The following is a 17,161-nucleotide window of genomic DNA, read 5'->3' on the forward strand; positions in this document are numbered from 1 at the left end:
AAGGGGCGGAGGGACCGCGCCGCCTCAGCCGACGTGCGCGGCGAGGGCGCCCTCGATCGCGGCCGGGTCGGCGGTGTCGGCCGCCCAGGCCACGTACCCGTCGGGGCGCACCAGCAGCGCCCTGCGCCGGTCGTCCGCCCAGTGCTCCACGGCGAGCCGGTCCTTGCGGGCGCCGCCCTGGTCGTCGTACGCGTCCGGCGGGGTGATCAGGACGAAGCGGCCGCCGCGCAGGGCCTCGTACAGGCGGCGGCCGTCGGCGAGGGGGACGTCGGGGACGCGGCGGCCGGTGAGGCGATGGGCGCCTCGGGGGGCCGGGTAGCGGTAGCCGATGCCGGTGACCTGGCCGAGGGCGCGGCGGCGGGCGGGGCCGACGACGTTCAGGAAGGACGCCCCCACGGCGCGCAGCGCGCGCAGCCAGAGGCTCTTGGCCATCGCGAGACGCACGATGCCGCCGCTGCTGCGCAGCACCGTCCGGCCGACGGGGTGGCGTTCGGCGTGGTAGGTGTCGAGGAGGACGTCGTCCGCGTGGCCGTGGATCACCTGGGCGAGCTTCCAGCTCAGGTTGGCCGCGTCCTGCAACCCGGTGTTCATGCCCTGCCCGCCCGCCGGGGTGTGCACGTGCGCGGCGTCGCCGGCGAGGAAGACCCGGCCGACGCGGTAGGAGGGTGCCTGGCGTTCGTCGCTGTGGAAGCGGGACAGCCAGCGGGCGTCGTGCATACCGAAGTCACGGCCGAGGGCGAGGCGGGTGATCTCCCTGACCTCGTCGAGGCCGAGGGGCTCGTCCTCGGGCACGTCACGGCTCCGGTCCCAGCCGATCACCCGGTGGTAGCCGTCGCCGAAGGGGGCGAGGAAGGCGAAGGCGTCGCCGACGGCGTCGACGGTGAGCAGCGTCTCCGGCTCCTCGGCGAGACGGACGTCCGCGAGGACGACGGAACGGATCACGGAACGGCCGGGAAAGGGCAGGCCGACGGCGCTCCGCACGACGCTGCGCATACCGTCCGCGCCGACGACGTAGGCGGCGTGCAGTGTCTCCGTCGCGCCGGTGGCCGTACGGGCCTCGACGGTCACGCCGTCGGCGTCCTGGGCGAGGCCGATCACCTCGGTCTCGTGGCGGAACCGCGCCCCGGCCTCGACCGCGCGCCGCTCCAGCGCCTTCTCCACCTCGTACTGCGGGATGACGAGGAGGTGGTTGAAGCGGGAGGGGAGCGTGTCCAGCGCGAGGGTGAGCCGCTCGTAGAGGCGGAGGCGGTCGAGGCGGCGGCCGACGGCCTCCAGCTCGTCGGCGAGACCCCGGGCGTCCAGCTGTTCGAGGGTGCGGGCGTGCAGGACGAAGGCGCGGGAGAGGTTGCTGATCCTGTGGGGCCGCTTCTCGAGGACGGTGACGGGGACGCCGGCGGTGGCGAGGTCACCGGCGAGCAGGAGACCGGTGGGCCCGGAGCCCACGACGATGACCGCGTGCGGGTGGGGGGTGCTCGCGCCGTGCGGGGTGCCGTTCATGGGGCCTCCTGGATGCCAACGCCGACGAGTCAACCACGGCCGTTCACCCCCACCGACCCGTTTCGGACGGCCCCTTGACATCCCCGACGGGTTCCCCTGACGTCCCCTTCCTCCCGTCACGCGCGAAAGCGCCGCTCCCCTGGTCGTACGGCGGAAACGCGTACGACGACGGGGGCGGCGCCCTCGGCGGTGCGTGCGGCGGACCCGGTGCGGGTCCGGCGGGGCGGGAGCGCCGGAGCGCCCCCCGTCAGGCCTTGGCCTTGGCCTTGGTCTGCGCCTCGTCCTTGACGGTGATGTTGGAGCTGGTGGTGTCCTGCCGGTCCTTGGACCTGTCGAGGACCCACACCAGGCCGGCGATGACCACGAACAGCGCGATCGGGGCCACCACGAAGAGGCCCAGCGTCTCGATGACGCTCAGGCCCGTGCCGGGGTCGTCGCCGTCGTCGCGGGTCAGCGCGAGCGCGGGGGACGACATGAGCAGCATCATCAGCGTCGTACCGGCGGCCAGGGCGCCGGCGCGCAGGGCGTTCTTCTTGTCCACGGTGCCCAAGTTAGCGAACGGCGGGGAGCACCGCGCGGCCGGGGTGCCGTATGGGCCGCCTGCGCTGGTGCCGGGGTGGCGGGGTGGGTCTCGGGGCCGGTGTCCGAGGACGGTTTCCGGGTCGATGTCAGGCCGGTGTCCGGGGTCGATGTCCGACCGGTGTCCAGGCCGGTGTCCGGGCCAGTGCCCAGGGCCGGTGGCCGGGGCCGGTGTCCGGGCCAGTGCCCAGGGGGGCCGGTGTCCCGGGCCGGTGTCCGGGGTTGCCGGGGGCTGCCGCCCCCGAGCCCCCGCTTCGGCCCCGGACAAGCCTCGTCCTCGGACTCACCCGTACGGGTGGTCGGTGTCCGCCCCGTCCGAGGCGTCCCCGCCGTGCCGGTGTCCGGGACCGGTGTCCACAGGACCGTGTCCGGAACCGCTGTACGGGGCCGGCACCGGACCCGCTGTACGGGGCCGGTGTCCCGGTGCCGGTGTCCCGGGCTGCCGAGGGCTGCCGCCCCCGAGCCCCCACCTCGACCCCGGACGAGCCCGTCCCCAGACTCACCCGGACGGGTGGTCGGCGCCCGCTCCCGTCCGAGGCGTCCCGGCCGTGCCGGGCGCACCGGTGTCGCGCAGGACGTCGATCAGCGCGCGCAGTCTCGGGGACGCCGCCAGCTCCTCCAGCGTCACCGGGCGCCCCTCCGCGTCCGCGATCGGCAGTCGCCAGTTCGGGTACTGGTCCCAGGTGCCGGGGAGGTTCTGGGGGCGGCGGTCGCCGACGCCGTCCGGGAGCCAGACGCCGATCATGCGGGCCGGGGTGCGCAGCAGGAAGCGGTGGACGGCCTGGACCTCGGCCTCCTCCGCGGACGGGCCGCCGCCCCCGCCGGTGCCCAGGAGGAGTCCGAGCCGGGCGAGCAGCTCCCGCCACTCCCCCGTGTCCGCGGCGGCCTCCGCGCGCTCCTCCTCCAGGGGCCGCGTCAGCAGGCCCAGCCGGTCGCGGAGGTCGACGTGTTCGCCGGTGAGCCGGGCGGCGGTGGACGGCAGGTCGTGGGTCGTGGCGGTGGCGAGACAGCCGGCGCGCCAGCGGTCGGGGGGCAGGGGGCGTCCGTCGCCCTCCCAGTCCCGCTCGAACCACAGCACGGACGTGCCGAGCACCCCGCGCTCGCGCAGGGCCTCCCGTACGCCCGGCTCGACGGTGCCGAGGTCCTCGCCGATCACCACCGCGCCCGCCCGGGACCCCTCCAGCACCAGGACGGCGAGCATGGCCTCGGCGTCGTAGCGGACGTAGGTGCCCTCGGTGGGCGGCTCGCCCTGGGGGACCCACCACAGCCGGAACAGGCCCATGACGTGGTCGATGCGCAGGGCGCCGGCGTAACGGAACAGCGCCCTCAGCAGCCGCCGGAACGGCGCGTAGCCCGACTCGGCGAGCCGGTCCGGGCGCCACGGTGGCAGGCCCCAGTCCTGGCCGCGCGCGTTGAAGGCGTCCGGCGGCGCGCCGACCGACATGCCCGCGGCCAGGTACTCCTGCTGGGCCCAGGCGTCGGCGCCGCCGGGGTGCACGCCGACGGCGAGGTCGTGCACGATCCCGACCGGCATGCCCGCCTCCCGCGCGGTCCGCTGGGCGGCGGTCAGCTGGGCGTCCGTGAGCCAGGCGAGACGCGACCAGAAGTCGACCCGGTCCCTCAGCTCACGGCGGGCCCGCGTGGTGTCCTCGGACCGGGGATCCCGCAGGCCCTCCGGCCACCGGTGCCAGTCGGAGCCGTGCACCTCGGCGAGCGCGCACCACGTGGCGTGGTCCTCCAGCGCCTCGCCCTCCTCGGCGAGGAAGTCGCCGTGGGCGGCGCGCCGGCCGGGCCCGAGCGGCACGGCGGCGACCAGTTCCAGGGCCTCCCGCTTCAGCTCCCACACCGCGTCCCGGTCGATCAGCGCCCCCTTGTCCAGCACGGTCTCCCGCAGCCGCCCGGCCCGCTCCGCCAGCGCCCGCACCCGGTCGGGGTCGGCGACGTACGCGAACTCGGGGACGTCCTCCACCCGCAGATGCACCGGGTCGGGGAAGCGGCGGGAGGACGGCCGGTACGGGGAGGGGTCGGTCGGCGCCCCGGGCACGGCCGCGTGCAACGGGTTGACCTGCACGAACCCGGCCCCCAGCGTCCGCCCGGCCCAGCCCGCCAGCTCGGCCAGGTCACCCAGGTCCCCCATGCCCCAGGAACGGCCGGACAGGAGGGAGTAGAGCTGGACGAGGAGTCCGTACGTGCGTCCCCCGGGCGCGGGCAGGCGGGGCGGGGCCACGACCAGGTGGGCGCGGGCGGTGCGGCCGTCGGGCGCGGTGGCGGTCACCCGGTGGACCCCCGGCGGGAGCCGCTCGACGGACGCGCGGGTCTCGCCCTGCTCGGTCTCGACCAGCAGCCGGGTGCCCCGCGGGAGCGCGGCGAGCGCGGCCGGGGTGTCACCGCCGCCGCCATCGCCGTTGCCGCCACCGCCGTCGCCCTCGGCGTTGTCGCTCCAGGACACCACGGTCGGTGGCAGCAGCCGTTCGCCCAGCTCCCGTTCCCGGGCGGCGAGCGCGGCACGGACCGCCCGCGGGCCGCTCGCGTCGACGCCCAGGGCGGCCAGGACGCGGGTGACGGCGGCGGCCGAGGCGGTGACCGTACGGTCCGGGGACGGGCTGTAGGAGGTGGCGACGCCGTGCAGGGCGGCGAGGCGGGTCAGCTCCTCGTCGGGGGGTGCGGCCGGCCGGGGTGCGGTCATCAGGGCCTCGTGACGTCGGAGTCCGCGGCGGCGAGCGGCGGCTCGCTGGTGAGGGGCTCGGCGTCGGGCAGCGGCGGCTCGCTGGTCAGCGGGGCCTCGGCGCAAGTTCCCTCCGCGCTGAACACACACAGGTGGGTCTCTTCGAGGACGGCGGTCGGCTCCGCCGGGCGTTTGGAGTGGACCAGCAGCAGGGGGTGGGTCGACGCGGCCACGGTGGCCTCCTTGTCGGGTACGGCGTCTGACAGGTCAACCGCAGCCCTACCCAGCGGGCGCGCGCGCAGACGTCGGGGAGCGGGCAACGCGCATCTCGTCACATCCCTCACCCGGACATTCTTTGCAGAACGTGATGATCACGACATGTCGGCCGCGTCGCGGTGCGGGGGTGAACCGTCGGCGACGGGCCGGCCGACAGACAGGGTGTGAGACTGTTCCGCCCCATGAGGGGCCACGGGGAGAGCGACACCGACGCGGCACTGCTGCGGGCCGTCGCAGGCGGGGACGCGGCCGCCCTGGCCACGCTGTACGACCGGCACGCCGGCTGGCTGCACGCGCGGCTGACCCGGCGCTGCGCCGACCCCGAGGTGGTGCGCGAGGTCCTCCAGGACACCTTCGTCACCGTGTGGCGGTCGGCGGCCGGGCACGGCGGCGGGGAGGCCGGCGGCTGGCTGTGGACCATCGCCGCCCGGCGTCTGGTCGACGCGCGACGGGCGCAGGAGCGGGCCACGCGGATCGAGACGGCGCCGATGGACACGGTCCGCGTCGAGCAGGCGCCCGCGGGGGCCCTGCCGTCCGCCGAGGAACGGGTGCTGGCCGGTCTGGAGTTCGGCGACGTCGGCACCGCCCTCGAGCGCATCTCCCCGGAACTGCGGGAGGTGCTGCGCGCGACCGTCGTCGACGGGCTCACCACCCGGGAGACGGCACGGCTGCTCGGCATCCCCGAGGGCACGGTCAAGACCCGCGCGATGCGCGCCCGCGCCGAACTGCGCGCGGCACTGGCCCAGTTGAGCCCGACCCCGGCGGGAGGCCCGGCATGAGCCCGACCGACTGGCACGCGTCCGACGACCTGGTCGCCCGGTACGCCGACGGCTCCCTCGCGGAGGCGGACGCCTGGTCCCTGGACAAGCACCTGGAGCACTGCGTGAGGTGCGCCTCGCGCGTCTCGCACGCGGTCGGCGAAGGAGCGGCGGGCGTCGTGCTGCGGGAGGTGCGGGCGGCGGTCCTGGCAGCCGCCACCCCGCTCACCCCGCCTGCGCCTTCGCCCGTCGCCTCCCCGCGACCCTCGCCGGCTCCTTCGCCCGCCCCCCTCCCGCTGCCCTCGCCCGTTCACCCCGTCTCCCCTTCCCCCTCCCCCTCCGCGCGCGCCCGTCTCCGGTCCTCTCTCGGCTCCGTCCGGCTCGCGCGTGTCCTGTGGGCCGCCGGGCCCGCCGTGCGCGGTGCCTGGCCGGTGGCCGTGCTGGTCGTCGCCCTGGGGGCGGTGGGGCTGGCGTACGGGGCCGGTGTCCAGGCGGCCCGTCCGCTGCTGCTGGCCGTCGCGCCGGTCGTCCCCGTCCTCGGGGTCGCCCTGTCCTACGGGCCGCACGCCGACCCGCTGCACGAGATCACGGCGGCCACCCCCTCCGGCGGGCTGCGGCTGCTGCTGACGCGGACGGCCGCCGTCCTGGCGGTCAGCCTGCCGCTGCTCACCCTCGCCGCCCTGCTGCTGCCCGCCTCCGGTGCGCCGGGCGCGGCCGCCTGGCTGCTGCCGGGGCTCGCGCTGACGCTGGCCTCGCTGGCCCTGGCCGGGTACGTCGGCTGCCGTGCCGCCACGGCGGTGACCGGCGTGGGCTGGCTGGCCGCGGTCCTCGTCCCGGCGCTGTCCTCGCCCGCCGGCGCCCCGCTCACCCGGCTGACCGAACACCTGTCCAGCTGCCTCGACGGCCCGCTCGCCCAGGGCGCGTGGGCGGCCGCGGCCGTGCTGTGCGCCGCGGCGCTGGCCGCCCGCCGCTCCGCCTACGACCGCGCGGCCCGACGGTGACCCCCTCTTCCTACGACGGAGACCCCTTGAGCACGATACGAGTGACCGGCCTGCGCGTCCGGCACCGCAAAACCGTCGCCCTCGACGCGGTGGACCTCCGCCTCGGCCCGGGCGTGCACGGCCTGCTCGGCCCGAACGGCGCCGGCAAGACCTCCCTCGTCCGCGTCCTGGCCACCGCCGCCCAGCCGGACGACGGCCGGGTCGAACTCCTCGGCGAGGACGTCGGCGAGCCCCGGCGGCGCGGCCCGGTCCGCCGCCGGCTCGGCTACCTGCCCCAGGAGTTCGGCTACTACCCGGGCTTCACGGTCCGCGAGTTCGTCGCCTACGTGGCCTGGCTGAAGGAGCTGCCCTCCGCCGACACCCCGGCCGCCGTGGAACGGGCCGTCTCCCGGGTCGGCCTCGGCGACCGCATCGACGCGAAGGTGCGCACGCTGTCCGGCGGCATGGTCCGCCGCGCCGGCATCGCCCAGGCCATCGTCAACGACCCCGACGTGCTGCTCCTCGACGAGCCGACCGCGGGCCTGGACCCCGAGCAGCGCGTGGAGTTCCGCGAGCTGCTGCGCGAGCTGGGTGCCTGCGCGACGGTCGTCGTCTCCACCCACCTGGTGGAGGACGTGGCCGCCGCCTGCACGGAGGTCACCCTCCTCGACGCGGGCCGGGTCGCCTACCGCGGTACACCGGCCGAGCTGGCGGCACTGGGCGACGGCCCGGACGGCGTCGGCGACAACCCGATCGAGCGGGGCTACACGGCGGCGCTGCGGGCCCATCGCGGCCGGCCGCACCCGGCGGCGGCCGTCAGAGGGGCGACGCGATGACCCTCGTACGGGAGGTCCCCAGGACGCGGCGCGGAGCGTTCGGCCCGGCCCGTCCCCTGCGCGCCGAGACCCTCCGCGGCTTCGCGCCGGCCGCCGGCGTCGCCGTCCTGCTGACGACGGCCGTGCTGCTGGCCGGGTCGGCCGAGCAGTGGCAGGGCGGGTGGGCCGAGACGCGGTCGCGGACCCACGAAGCGCTGCTGATCGTCCTGCCGCTGGCGGCGGCCGCGGGCTGCCGGCAAGGCGGGCGGGAGCGCCGGCGCCGTACGGAGGAGCTGTGGGCGACGGTCGCGCGCGGGCCGCTGGCCCGGTTCCTGGTGTCGGCGCTGCCGGTGGCGCTGTGGGTGGCCGCCGGGTACGCGGTCGCCGCGGCCGGTGCGCTGCTGGCCACCTGGCCGTACGCCACGGGTGACCGGCCCGGCACGGACCTGCTGCCGGCCGACGTGGTGGCGCTCGCGGCGGCTTCGGTCGCGGGGCAGGTCGTGGGACGGCTGGTGGCCTGGCGGCCGGCGGCTCCGCTGCTCGCGGTGGCCGGGTTCGTCGCCCTGGGTCTCGCCGAGGATGCGCGCGGCGGCTCCGGACGGCTCCTGAACCCGGCCTTCCCGGTCGGCGTCGGCACGGTCCCGGTCCCGTGGCAGCCGGTGGCGATGGCGGTGTGGGTGTCCGGCGCGGCGGCGGCCGCGGTGCTGGCGTACGCGGCCCGGCGCCGTTGGGCGGCCCTGCTGCCGCTGGCGGCGGCCCTGACGGCGGGCGCGCTGCTGGTGCGGGCCGGGAACGACGGCCTGTGGCACGCCGACCCGGCCCGGGACCGCCAGGTGTGCGACACGTCGACCACGCCCCAGGTGTGTGTCAACGCCCGCAACGCCCGCCTGCTGCCGCAGGTGGCGGACGCCCTGTCGGGGATCACCGGCCGTCTGGAGGGCGTACGGAACCTGCCCGTGCGGTTCGAGGACCGTCCGGGGGACCCGGGGCGGGACGAGGCCGAGCTGCCGATGCTGACGCCGTTCGGCTGGTCGGTCGTGCGGGGTCGGCTGACCGATCCGGAGCAGTACGCGTGGGAGGCGGTGCAGGCGCTCCAGGCGCGCGGGGACTGCGACCGCCTCCAGGCCCGTGTGCACCGGGCGGACGACGCGGTGACCCACTACCTCGCGCCGAACCCCCTCCAGGAGGACTTCGACGAGCACGACGCCGGGGGCGACGAGGCCCGGCGCGCCGAGCTGGGGGAGCGGCGGGCGGCGCGCGCCCGGCTGGCGTCGATGGGCGAGGACGAACGCCGGGAGTGGCTGTCGGCGTACTTCGCGTCGGCGGGCGACTGCGACCCGAGCGGGGTGCCGGACCTGTGACCGGTACGTTCCTCTTCGCCCGCTCCCGTACGCTCCCCGCCACCGTCGCCGCGCTCGCCGGGACCGTCGCCTTCGCGGTGTGGGCGGCGGGCCGGCTGGACGCCCACCTGGATCCGCATCAGCGGGTACCGATCGTGGCTCTGGCCCCGCTGCTGGCCGCCGCGGTGATCGGGGCGAGCCTGCACACCCCGACCGACGAGCTGGACCGTACGGCCGTACGCCCCTGGTGGCCGCGGCGGCTGGCCCAGCTGCTGGGCCTGACCGCGTCGGCGGCGGCGCTGCTGCCGCTCGCCGTCCTCGGGAACGCCCTCGCCTTCGGGCCCCCGGCGATGATCCGCAACACCCTGGGCTGCGTCGGCGTCACGGCGGCCGCGGCCGTCCTGCTCGGGGCGCGGCTGAGCTGGCTGCCGGCGTTCGGCTACGTCGGCGCGGCGTACCTGGCGTCGGGCGGGGTGCGTGGGCGCGCGGTCACCGTGTGGGCCTGGCCGATGCAGCCGGGTCCCCAGACGGGCGCCTGGCTCGTGGCGGCCGCCGCGTTCGCCCTGGGCACCGCCCTGTACGTCGTACGCGGGGCGCGGCCGGAAGGGGCGCGCGACTGAACCACGAGGGCCGGCCGCCGAGCCACCGCGACGGGAGGCGGGAGCCTCGGCCGGGCCGGCCCCGAGGGGCCCGGCCGATCCGTTCGTCCCGGGAGGCGGCAGTCCCCGTGGCCAGGGCGGCGGGATCCTGGCCACGGAGCGTGCGAAGGCCCGGACCGTCAGGCGGAGATGCCGTCGATCCGGGCCAGGGCGTCGTCCGCGCCGTACGGCTGCAAGTACGGCAGCCAGCGCGGGTCCCTATGGCCGGTGCCGATGATGCGCCAGGCCAGACCGGTGGGCGGGGCGGGTTTGTGGCGCAGCCGCCAGCCGAGTTCGACGAGGTGCCGGTCGGCCTTGACGTGGTTGCAGCGGCGGCAGGACGCCACCACGTTGTCCCAGACGTGCTTGCCCCCGCGGCTGCGCGGGATGACGTGGTCGACGCTGGTTGCGACGCCACCGCAGTACATGCACCGGCCGCCGTCGCGGGCGAAGAGCGCGCGGCGGGTGAGAGGAACGGGCCCCCGATAGGGAACCCGGACGAATCGCTTGAGCCGGACCACGCTGGGTGCGGGGACAGTGACGGTCGCGCTGTGCAGGAAGGCGCCGGATTCCTCGAGGGAGACGGCCTTGTTCTCCAGGACGAGGACGAGCGCGCGGCGGAGCGGTACGACGCCGAGTGGCTCGTACGACGCGTTCAGGACCAGGACATGCGGCACGGATGCCTCCTCGGGCGTCGGCGGCGCGTGGCTCGCGCCGGGACGAACTGTGGTCAGTCTCCCCTCTCGCCTGGTGGGCGCGCCACCATGTCCCGGTAACGGGCTGGGAGTGTTTTCGACCACAGGAAAAGCATCCCCCGGTTGACAACCCGTTCAAGCGCAGGTGAGCACGGTCTCTCCTTCTCGTATCCCGCCGAAGCACACACGATGCCCCGTTAGTGTGGTTGTCCTGCCCCTCCGGTGACCTTTTCGTGACCTTGAACACCGTGCCCGCCGCACCGGACGGAGCAGTGCCGCACGTGGAGGTACCTGTCGTGTCCTTGTCCGCCGCCCTACTGGCCGCCGGTTCGTCACCGTCGCCGACCCCCTCGGAGTCACCGACGGTGACGGTCCCGACGCTCCAGGACGCCCAGGAGAGCGCGACGAACGCCGCCAGCTGGGTCGAGCAGAACTGGTCGACGTGGCTGGCGATCGGCCTGAGGGTCCTGCTGATCCTGGTGATCGCCGGGATCCTGAGAATGGTGGTGCGGCGGGCGATCACCAAGCTCATCGATCGCATGACCCGCACGGTGCAGGCGGTGGACGGCACGGCCCTGGGCGGTCTGCTGGTCAACGCCGAGCGTCGCCGCCAGCGCTCGCAGGCGATCGGCTCGGTGCTGCGCTCGGTGGCGAGCTTCGTCATCCTCGGCACGGCCGGGCTGATGATCCTGGGCACGTTCGAGATCAACCTGGCCCCGCTGCTGGCGTCCGCCGGCGTCGCGGGCGTGGCGATCGGCTTCGGCGCCCGCAACCTGGTCACGGACTTCCTCTCCGGTGTGTTCATGATCCTGGAGGACCAGTACGGCGTCGGCGACCAGATCGACGCGGGCGTCGCCACCGGCGAGGTCATCGAGGTCGGTCTGCGCGTGACCAAGCTGCGCGGCGACAACGGCGAGATCTGGTACGTCCGCAACGGCGAGGTCAAGCGGATCGGCAACCTCTCCCAGGGCTGGGCGACGGCCGGCGTCGACGTCACCGTCAAGGCGAGCGAGGACCTGGACAGGGTCAAGGCCACCCTGGACGAAGTCGCCGACAAGATGGGCAAGGAGGAGCCCTGGAACGAGCTCCTGTGGAGCCCGATCGAGGTGCTCGGCCTGGACAGCGTGCTGCTGGACTCGATGGTGGTCCGCGTCTCCGCGAAGACGATGCCGGGCAAGGCCCTCACGGTCGAGCGCGAGCTGCGCTGGCGCATCAAGCGCGCCTTCGACGCCGCCGACATCCGCATCGTCGGCGGTGCGACCGCTCCCGCGGAGGGGGCCCCGGACGCGGACCCGACGGCCGGCGTCGCGGCCCCGTCGGTGTACTCCAACTCGGCGTCCCCGCAGGCCCAGGCGGCGACGCCGATCACTCCGGCGGGGCCCACCGCTCCCCTGAAGTGACGCGGCCGACGAGCCCCCGGACCACCGCACGACGAACGGCCGGCGCCTGACGCGCCGGCCGTTCGTCGTGTGCTGCCCGAGGCGACGACCGTGTCGCTCGGCGGTGGTCTCTTGACGGTCGCTCCACGGCGGGCCTACCTTCCCTGCATCCAAAAGGAAACCTTCCTTACAGTGATGGGGCACGGTCTCCCTCGACGGACTTCCCCCGAGGGTCACCGAGGAGCCGGGCAGCCGAGAGGCAGGGGTCGACCATGGCAGGTACCGCCGGTGCGCCGGGCACCCCGCGCGTCCTGCGCGCCATGAACGACCGCGCCGCCCTGGACCTCCTGCTGGCGCACGGCCCCCTGTCCCGCACCCGGATCGGCAGGCTCACCGGCCTCTCCAAGCCGACCGCCTCCCAGCTCCTGGCCCGCCTGGAGGCCGCCGGACTGGTCCTGGCGACCGGCACCACCGAGGGGGGCCCCGGACCCAACGCCCAGCTGTACGAGGTGAACCCGGCCGCCGCCCACGCCGCGGGCCTCGACGTCACCCCCGAACGCGTCCTCGCCGCCGTCGCCGACGTCACCGGCCGCACCGTGGGCACGCACGAGGTGCCCACGCCCGGCAGGAAGGGCACCGGGGCCGTCGTACGGCAGGTCACCGAGGCGCTCGACGGCGCGGTGAAGGCGGCGGGACTGACCCGGGACGACGTGCGACGGCTGGTCGTCGCCACGCCGGGCGCCTTCGACCCCGGCACCGGCCGACTGCGCTACGCCTCCCACCTCCCCGGCTGGCACTCCCCCACCCTGCTCGACGACCTCGCCGCGGCGCTGCCGATGCCGGTCGAGTACGAGAACGACGTCAACCTGGTCGCCGTCGCGGAGCAGCGGCTCGGCGCGGCCCGCGGCCACGACGACTTCGTGCTGCTGTGGAACGAGGCAGGTCTCGGCGCCGCCCTCGTCCTCGGCGGCCGGCTGCACCGCGGCTGGACCGGAGGCGCGGGGGAGGTGGGTTTCCTGCCGGTTCCGGGCGCGCCCCTCGTCCGACAGGTGACCAGGGCCAACAGTGGCGGCTACCAGGAACTGGCCGGTTCCCAGGCGATTCCCCGACTGGCCCGGCAACTGGGCATCACGGACATCCCCTCGGGTCCGCACGCCGAGGCCGCCGCCGCGCTCGTCCGGCGGGCCGCCACTGAGGACACCGTCCCGCACGGGCTGCTGCTGCGGACCTACGCGACCCGGCTCGCCACCGGTCTCGCCTCCCTCGTCTCCGTCCTCGACCCCGAACTCGTCGTCCTCGGCGGCGCCGCCCTGACCGCCGGCGGCGAGGCACTGCGCGCCCTCGTCCAGGCCGAACTGGAGGAGCTGGCCGCCTCCCGGCCGAAGCTCGTCGTCGGCCAGGTCACCGAACGCCCGGTGCTGCGCGGCGCGCTGGAGAGCGCGCTGGCCGCCACCCGCGACGAGGTCTTCGACACCTCCCGCTGACCCGGCCCGCCGACTCCCCTTCGCCTCACCTCACCGCCCTGTCCCGCCCCTGCGAGGAGGCCCGTCGTGCCCACACCCCCACCCGAAGCCGTCCGGGGGACGGCTACCGCCCCGACCGCCCCGACGGCCCTCGCGCGGGAGGCGTGCGTCCAGGGTGTGCGTGGGGGGCGTCACCCCGACCGGAGTGAAGGGTCGAGGCAGACATGAAACTCACCGTGGTCGGCGGAGGCTCGACCTACACGCCCGAACTCGTCGACGGCTTCGCGCGCCTGCGGGACACCCTGCCCGTCGAGGAACTGGTCCTCGTCGACCCGGCCGCCGACCGCCTGGAGCTGGTCGGCGGCCTGGCCCGGCGCATCCTCGCCCGGCAGGGCCACCCCGGCCGGATCGTCACCACCTCCGACCTGGACGCGGGCGTCGACGGCGCCGACGCGGTCCTGCTGCAACTCCGCGTCGGCGGCCAGGCGGCCCGCGAGCGGGACGAGACCTGGCCCCTGGAGTGCGGCTGCGTGGGCCAGGAGACGACCGGCGCGGGCGGCCTGGCCAAGGCGCTGCGCACGGTCCCTGTGGTCCTGGACATCGCCGAACGGGTCCGCCGGGCCAACCCCCGCGCCTGGATCATCGACTTCACCAACCCGGTCGGCATCGTCACCCGCGCCCTGCTCCGCGCCGGCCACCGGGCGGTCGGGCTGTGCAACGTGGCGATCGGCTTCCAGCGCAGGTTCGCCGGAATGCTGGGCGTCCCCCCGGCCGAGGTCCACCTCGACCACCTGGGCCTCAACCACCTCACCTGGGAGACGGGGGTGCGCCTCGGCGGCCCCGAGGGAGAGGACGTGCTGCCGAAGCTGCTCTCGGGCCACGGCGACACGATCGCCGCCGGCCTCCACCTGCCCCGCGCCCTCCTGGACCGCCTGTCCGCGGTCCCGTCGTACTACCTGCGCTACTACTACGCGCACGACGAGGTCGTACAGGAGCTGCAGGCGAAGCCGCCGCGGGCGGCGGAGGTGGCGCGGCTGGAGCGGGACCTGCTGCGGATGTACGGCGACCCGTCGCTGGACGGGAAGCCGGAGTTGCTGGCCGAGCGCGGCGGCGCCTACTACTCGGAGGCGGCGGTGGACCTGGCGGCGGCGCTGCTGACCGGCTCCGGCAGCCCCTGCCAGGTGGTGAACACCCACAACCGGGGCACGTTGCCCTTCCTCCCGGACGACGCGGTGATCGAGGTCCAGGCGGCGGTGGGCCCGACGGGCCCGTCACCGCTGCCGGTCGCACCCCCGGATCCGCTGTTCGCGGGACTGATCGCGAACGTGACGGCCTACGAGGACCTGGCCCTGGAGGCGGCCCTGCACGGTGGCCGCGGCCGCGTCGTCCGGGCCCTGCTCGCCCACCCCCTGATCGGCCAGTACGCGTCCGCCGACGCCCTCGCCGACCGGCTGATCGCCCACAACCGGGAGCACCTCGCGTGGGCCTGACCGCGAGCGTCCTCGCCATCGACGCGGGCAACAGCAAGACCGACGTCGCGGTCGTGGCGGCCGGCGGGGAGGTCCTCGCCACCGCCCGCGGCGGCGGCTTCCGCCCGCCCACGGTCGGCGTCGGCCCGGCGGTGGACGCCCTGGCCGACACCGTCACGCGCGCGTACGCGTCCGCCGGCGTCACCTCGGCGGCCCATGTCTCGGCCTGCCTGGCCAACGCCGACCTGCCGGTCGAGGAGGAACGGCTGGCGGCGGCCCTGCACGCGCGCGCGTGGGGCTCGTCCGTCGAGGTCCGCAACGACACCTTCGCGGTCCTGCGGGCGGGCGTGGCCGAACCCCGGGGCGTGGCCGTCGTCTGCGGCGCCGGCATCAACTGCGTCGGCCTGCGCCCCGACGGGCGCACCGCCCGCTTCCCCGCCCTCGGCCGCGTCTCCGGCGACTGGGGCGGCGGCTGGGGCCTGGCGGAGGAGGCGCTGTGGCACGCGGCGCGGGCGGAGGACGGCCGGGGCGGCCCGACGGCACTGGCCCGCACCCTGCCCGCCCACTTCGGACTGCCGTCCATGGACGCCCTGATCGAGGCCCTCCACCTCGGACACGTCCCGCCCGCCCGCCGCCACGAACTGACCCCCGTCCTCCTCGCCACGGCCACGGACGGCGACCCGGTCGCCCGCACGATCGTCGGCCGCCTGGCGGAGGAGGTGGTGACGATGGCGGTGGTCGCCCTGACCCGGCTGGAGCTGCTGGAGGAGGAGACGCCGGTGCTGTTGGGGGGAGGTGTCCTCACGGCACGGCATGAGCAACTGGACGACCGCGTCCGTGAGTTGCTGGCTGCGCGGGCGCCGAAGGCGGTGCCGGGGGTGGTACGCGAGCGACCGGTGCTGGGGGCGGCGCTGCTGGGGCTGGATCGGGTGGGGGCGGCCAGGGAGGCCCAGGAGAGGACGCGGACGTTTTTCGCGGCGTGAGCGCCACGCACCCCGAGGGGCGCGGCACGGTCTCCGGACGCGGCTCCGCCACGCGGCCCCGACCAGCCACGCGGCAGCCCCCACCCGGCCACGACCCCACCCCCGCCACGGAACCGAACACACACCCACAACGTGTTCAGGAGCAGGGCCCGACTGCGATCTGATCAAGATCCAGTGAAGCCCGGTGCGCAGGACCGCCCCCACCGGCGATACTTGCGCCGACAGATGACCATGGGGGAGGTCAGCAACGTGGCAAACCCGGCACCGACCAGTACCGCACCACCGCCCAGCCGCCGGACGGCCTTCGCCGAGGGCGTCGACCAGGTGCGGGCCGCCGCCACCACCGAGCCCGGCCGCCTCCGCATCATCGGCGCCCTCCTCGCCCTCCTCGTCGTCGGCTTCGGCGCCGTCACGGCCTGGCAGACGACCGACCGGGCGGCCGCCGCCGACGACGTACTCCACAAGAGCCAGCCGCTGAGCACGGCCGCCGCCGACATCTACCGTTCCCTCGCCGACGCCAACACCGCCGCCTCCAGCGGCTTCCTGGCGGGCGGTCAGGAGACGGCCGAGTCCCGCGAGCGCTACGAGCACGGCATCGACACGGCCGCCGCCAAACTCGTCACCGCGGCCAACAACTCCGACCCCGGCTCCCCCTCCGCGGCGGCCATCACGAAGCTGAACAAGCTGCTGCCCGAGTACAAGGGCCTGGTCGAGCGCGCCCGTACGTACAACCGGCAGGGCTTCCCGGTCGGCGGCGCCTACCTGCGGTACGCCAACCAGAAGATGCAGCAGGAGATGCTCCCGGCGGCCGAGGACCTCTACAAGAAGGAGAACCAGCGCCTGCGGGACGACTACGCGGACGCCACGCCCTACCCGTGGGCGGCGATCGCGCTGGGCGTCCTCGCGCTGGCCGCGCTCGCCTGGACCCAGCACCGCACCTACCGCCGTACGAACCGGGTGCTGAACCACGGCCTGGTCGCGGCCACCGCGGCCGCCACCGTCGTCCTCCTCTGGCTCGTCGTCGGCCACAGCGTGGCCCGCGCGGGCCTGCACGACTCCTACGACCACGGCGTGCGCTCGCTGAACGTCCTGCACGACGCCCGCATCGCCTCCCTCAAGGCCCGCGGCAACGAGAACCTCACCCTGGTGGCCCGCGGCGCCGAGACCGTGAAGGCCGGAGACGAGACGGTCGACGCGTACGACCACGACTTCTCCGCGGACATGGGCGCCCTCGCCAAGGGCCTCGCCGAGGCGCGGCGGCTCGCCGACGACACCACCGGCGCGCAGCCCGTCGAGAAGGCCGAGAGCAACATGGCGGAGTGGCGCAAGCGCCACACCGCGGCCCGCGCCCAGGACGACAACGGCAACTACGAGCAGGCGCTGGCCCTGGTGATCGGCGGCAAGGGCGCGACGGGCGAGTGCTTCGACAGCGTGGACGACAATCTGGCGAGCGCGCTGACGCACGAGCAGAACGAGTTCAAGCGGGCGGCCGGCGACGGCCTGGACGCGATGGGCGGCCTGCCGCTGGGCGCGGCCGTCCTCGCCGTCCTGGGCGCGGCGGGCGCGGTCCTCGGCATCGGCCGCAGGCTGTCGGAGTACCGGTGAAAGGGGGCGTACCGGTGGG

The 17,161-nt window shown here is 75.6% G+C and carries 15 protein-coding genes; 10 read left to right on the plus strand and 5 right to left on the minus strand.

Annotated features, from left to right (window positions below; all coding sequences use genetic code 11):
• Nucleotides 1-24 precede the first annotated feature (24 nt).
• The 4 genes from ACF1A1_RS33380 to ACF1A1_RS33395 all read right to left on the minus strand — a co-directional run bounded on the left by ACF1A1_RS33380 (nt 25) and on the right by ACF1A1_RS33395 (nt 4,974).
• Nucleotides 25-1,497, minus strand: a complete 1,473-nt coding sequence (locus ACF1A1_RS33380; protein WP_392004937.1) for an FAD-dependent monooxygenase — start codon at nt 1,495-1,497, stop codon at nt 25-27.
• Nucleotides 1,498-1,744: 247 nt separating this feature from the next.
• Nucleotides 1,745-2,038, minus strand: a complete 294-nt coding sequence (locus tag ACF1A1_RS33385; protein WP_392004938.1) for a hypothetical protein — start codon at nt 2,036-2,038, stop codon at nt 1,745-1,747.
• A gap of 537 nt (nt 2,039-2,575) precedes the next feature.
• Entirely contained in the window at nt 2,576-4,762 is a 2,187-nt protein-coding gene (malQ, locus tag ACF1A1_RS33390) for a 4-alpha-glucanotransferase (protein WP_392004939.1), read from the minus strand.
• On the minus strand, nt 4,762-4,974 hold the full coding sequence (locus tag ACF1A1_RS33395) for a hypothetical protein (protein ID WP_392004941.1): 213 nt from the start codon (nt 4,972-4,974) through the stop codon (nt 4,762-4,764). The genes malQ and ACF1A1_RS33395 overlap by 1 nt, the downstream gene beginning before the upstream one ends.
• A gap of 225 nt (nt 4,975-5,199) precedes the next feature.
• Here ACF1A1_RS33395 and ACF1A1_RS33400 point away from each other — a divergent pair, with 225 nt between their 5' ends.
• The 5 genes from ACF1A1_RS33400 to ACF1A1_RS33420 are packed head-to-tail and all read left to right on the plus strand — an operon-like array spanning nt 5,200 to nt 9,530.
• Nucleotides 5,200-5,796 (plus strand): RNA polymerase sigma factor, encoded by a 597-nt coding sequence (locus tag ACF1A1_RS33400; RefSeq protein ID WP_392004943.1) that lies wholly within the window; start codon nt 5,200-5,202, stop codon nt 5,794-5,796.
• The gene (locus ACF1A1_RS33405) at nt 5,793-6,776 is read left to right on the plus strand and encodes a zf-HC2 domain-containing protein (RefSeq protein ID WP_392004945.1); all 984 of its coding nucleotides are present in this window, start codon (nt 5,793-5,795) and stop codon (nt 6,774-6,776) included. The genes ACF1A1_RS33400 and ACF1A1_RS33405 overlap by 4 nt, the downstream gene beginning before the upstream one ends.
• 26 nt (nt 6,777-6,802) lie before the next feature.
• Nucleotides 6,803-7,591 (plus strand): ABC transporter ATP-binding protein, encoded by a 789-nt coding sequence (locus ACF1A1_RS33410; protein ID WP_392004946.1) that lies wholly within the window; start codon nt 6,803-6,805, stop codon nt 7,589-7,591.
• Nucleotides 7,588-8,931, plus strand: a complete 1,344-nt coding sequence (locus ACF1A1_RS33415; RefSeq protein WP_392004948.1) for a hypothetical protein — start codon at nt 7,588-7,590, stop codon at nt 8,929-8,931. The genes ACF1A1_RS33410 and ACF1A1_RS33415 overlap by 4 nt, the downstream gene beginning before the upstream one ends.
• A complete protein-coding gene (locus ACF1A1_RS33420; RefSeq protein ID WP_392004950.1) occupies nt 8,928-9,530 on the plus strand; it encodes a hypothetical protein in 603 nt (200 codons plus the stop codon). Before ACF1A1_RS33415 ends, ACF1A1_RS33420 begins: the two co-directional genes overlap by 4 nt.
• Nucleotides 9,531-9,688: 158 nt before the next feature.
• On the opposite strand, the gene ACF1A1_RS33425 is transcribed toward ACF1A1_RS33420, so the two are convergent.
• On the minus strand, nt 9,689-10,225 hold the full coding sequence (locus tag ACF1A1_RS33425) for an HNH endonuclease (protein ID WP_018545075.1): 537 nt from the start codon (nt 10,223-10,225) through the stop codon (nt 9,689-9,691).
• 314 nt (nt 10,226-10,539) lie between these two features.
• Between ACF1A1_RS33425 and ACF1A1_RS33430 the strand changes: the two genes are divergently transcribed.
• From ACF1A1_RS33430 to ACF1A1_RS33450, 5 genes are all read left to right on the plus strand, one after another.
• The gene (locus ACF1A1_RS33430) at nt 10,540-11,643 is read left to right on the plus strand and encodes a mechanosensitive ion channel family protein (protein WP_392004952.1); all 1,104 of its coding nucleotides are present in this window, start codon (nt 10,540-10,542) and stop codon (nt 11,641-11,643) included.
• A 251-nt stretch (nt 11,644-11,894) separates the two neighbouring features.
• A complete protein-coding gene (locus tag ACF1A1_RS33435; RefSeq protein WP_392004954.1) occupies nt 11,895-13,106 on the plus strand; it encodes an ROK family protein in 1,212 nt (403 codons plus the stop codon).
• Nucleotides 13,107-13,309: 203 nt separating this feature from the next.
• Complete coding sequence (locus ACF1A1_RS33440; protein WP_392004956.1) at nt 13,310-14,575, plus strand: 6-phospho-beta-glucosidase; 1,266 nt, start codon at nt 13,310-13,312, stop codon at nt 14,573-14,575.
• Nucleotides 14,566-15,537, plus strand: a complete 972-nt coding sequence (locus ACF1A1_RS33445; RefSeq protein ID WP_392004958.1) for an N-acetylglucosamine kinase — start codon at nt 14,566-14,568, stop codon at nt 15,535-15,537. The genes ACF1A1_RS33440 and ACF1A1_RS33445 overlap by 10 nt, the downstream gene beginning before the upstream one ends.
• A gap of 231 nt (nt 15,538-15,768) precedes the next feature.
• Complete coding sequence (locus ACF1A1_RS33450; protein WP_392005006.1) at nt 15,769-17,142, plus strand: hypothetical protein; 1,374 nt, start codon at nt 15,769-15,771, stop codon at nt 17,140-17,142.
• Nucleotides 17,143-17,161: the final 19 nt, after the last annotated feature.

This window comes from Streptomyces sp. NPDC014995, from assembly GCF_043080745.1.
Classification (GTDB): Bacteria; Actinomycetota; Actinomycetes; order Streptomycetales; family Streptomycetaceae; genus Streptomyces.